The sequence below is a fragment of the Spiroplasma sp. ChiS genome, from assembly GCF_002968355.1.
GTDB classification, from domain to species: Bacteria; Bacillota_I; Bacilli_A; order Mycoplasmatales; family Mycoplasmataceae; genus Spiroplasma; species Spiroplasma citri.
In genome coordinates, this window is sequence record NZ_PUUH01000033.1 from 1 (window position 1) to 2,748 (window position 2,748).

Annotated in this window: 2 protein-coding genes; both read left to right on the top strand. The window is 25.2% G+C overall.

The window, feature by feature from the left end; translation table 4 throughout:
- Positions 1-151: 151 nt before the first annotated feature.
- The gene (locus tag C6B38_RS01925; RefSeq protein WP_105298442.1) at positions 152-1,546 is read left to right on the top strand and encodes a hypothetical protein; all 1,395 of its coding nucleotides are present in this window, start codon (positions 152-154) and stop codon (positions 1,544-1,546) included.
- A 3-nt stretch (positions 1,547-1,549) separates the two neighbouring features.
- A partial coding sequence (locus tag C6B38_RS01930; protein ID WP_146693259.1) for a hypothetical protein occupies positions 1,550-2,748 on the top strand: 1,199 nt, incomplete at its 3' end.

The window sequence follows — 2,748 nt, forward strand, 5'->3', positions numbered from 1 at the left end:
GCAATATGTAAATTAAATTTATATAACGAGTATATTAAAAAATATCAAAAAGTTAAAGTATGTGTAAAAGTTTTATCAAATGAACCTAGTTTATTAACTGTAAATATAATTAATTATGCACTTATTTTAAAATTAAAGGAGCAAAATAACAATGAATAATAATACATATCCATCTTTACCAAACTTAAATGATATTAATAGTGTTTTAAAATATTATAATTATGATTGAACAATTAATTTAGCAAATATTATTGCTCGACATCAAATGCGATTAGTAAATGGTAAAGATATTTTATTTAAATCTCATCGTAAAGACATTTTAGAAAAATTAAATTGATGATATGAAACTTATAAAATAAAAGAAAAATTAGACAAAAATGAATTAACAGCAAGTTTAATGGGTAAAACTATTTTTGGTTTATTAGAAACATCAGATGGTAATATTGATTTATGAATTAATCCATTTAACTTTACTTCAAGAGTAAGTAAAATAAATGAAATTGAACAAGGTGCTGATATTTGATTAAATTATCATCAATCAGATAGTGGTTTTATTTTAAATTTAATTTGTACCAAACATAAAATAGTTATTAAAGGTTGACCTAAAAATAATGAAGTAGTTGTTGGGCAAAGTAAAACACAAATTAAAGATGATGTTAAACCTATTTTAGTACAAGAATTTAAAAACAAATTAGGTGTTGTACCTTTTTGAGAAATGATAAATGAACCTAATCCATTATTTTTATCTACATCAACTACATTAAATCCATGACCTACAATGGCAAATTGTTATAAATTACAATTTGATTTAGAAGATAGTTTTAATATTAAATCAAAAGAACGATGAGCAAATAGAACTCATTGATATGGTCAATTAGATGATGATTTAATGACTGCTTATAATACAGGCAATAAAAAAGTATTACAAGATATATTTGATGATATTTTTATTCAATCAGGTCAATCAGCCGTAGATGGACAATTATCACAATCTTTACAAGTAGTACAAGGGACACCAATTTTAGAAACATATACCGAAGACCAAAAATCAATTATTGAGCAAGTATATATAGCATGTAATTTTTCTAGTCCTTTTGGTGATGCCTCAGATAGTGAAGAAAATAAAACACAATCATTAATAAAAAAAACAAAAGATTTAGAAAAACAAGCATATTTACAAGCATATCGTAAGCAATATTATACTAAAATGTTTGATACAGTTTTAAAATATTATGGTTTATGAAATGGTGTTGGTGAACGACCTTATGGTTTTGATTTTGTTAGTGCTAGTTTAGTTGATCAAATGCGACAAAATGAATTAATTACTGCTAGATTAGAAAATAGAACAATGGAACCAATACGAGCAATTACTGAATATGATAATATTGATGAATTAGAAGCAACAAAATATTTTGAAAAAATTGAAAAATACTGAGATAAAATACAAACCAAAGAAATTGAACATAATAATAAATTACTAGAATATGATGAAACTGGTAATAATCAAAATGCTATCCAAGGTAGAACAGAAATAAAGGAGGATTAATAAATGAGTAGAATTAGCCCAGGTGCTATGAATGACTTAAGAGCACAAGCCCACGATACTTTAATGGATATAAGAGAAGACATCCGAAATAATCGACATTGAATGGTATTTCCTTTTAATGTTTATAGTTCATATATTCCTGATACTGAAACAGGTTGAAAACCTAATAATGCTAAACCTAGTGATTATGGTAGTTATACCCGCATATTTGATAATATGGAAAGTACTATTGCTCAATGACAAGGCAGTTTAAAAATAGTTCAAAAATATAAAGGTGAAGAAATTAATATCTTAACTATTGATGATTTTAAAAATCAACCTATTAATTCAACGATATGAGCAAATAATGAAAAACCTTTTGCAATAAAATTAAAAGATGAAAATGAAAATAATTATTGAAAATTAATTGATGGTGAAAATATTTATGATATTAATAAAATGTTAGAATACTTAAAGCAATATAAATTAAGTTATTTTATGAATAATGATAATAAAGCAGATAACTTTTATACAAAAGAAGTTAAAGTTGGTAAATATTGAGATGCTTATATGATTGATGATAGAAGTTCAATTCAATTTGGTGAAGCAAAATTTGAACAAGTATTTACTCAACAATCAACAGAACGACAATATACTTTATTAATTTTAGATGAAGATGCTGAGAAATTAAATATTAATGATTATTATAATTTTTATACTGTATTTAGTGATCGTGGTTTAAATATTGGTGGTGGTGATATTAATTCTGCACCCCAAGATAGACAATGATTATATCCCTCAAATGTTATTAATTATTATTCACCTTATGATGGTAGTTTTTTATGACAAGAAATTACTTTTTCAAGTATTAATGACAAAATTAGTCATAGTGGTTTATCAGTACGACAATTTATACAAACAAGTGCCCCAGGTGAGGGTTATTGTTTTCCTAAAATAACTTATGATGAAAAATTAAATAAAGGAATTGTTGAATTAGATGAGATTTTATTAAAAGACCCAGGCGTTAGAGCAATGGCAGTTAAATTTTATGGTAATCCTATTTTATTTGATATGCCAGTAATTGGGCGACCAATTATTAAGGGTGAATTTAATAAAAAAGTAATGAATTCAAGAGATTTATTAATGTATAACATGTATCCTGCCCCACCTGATAAAATAAATACTTATGCTTCACCCGAAGTAAGTTGATATAATATTCAAGG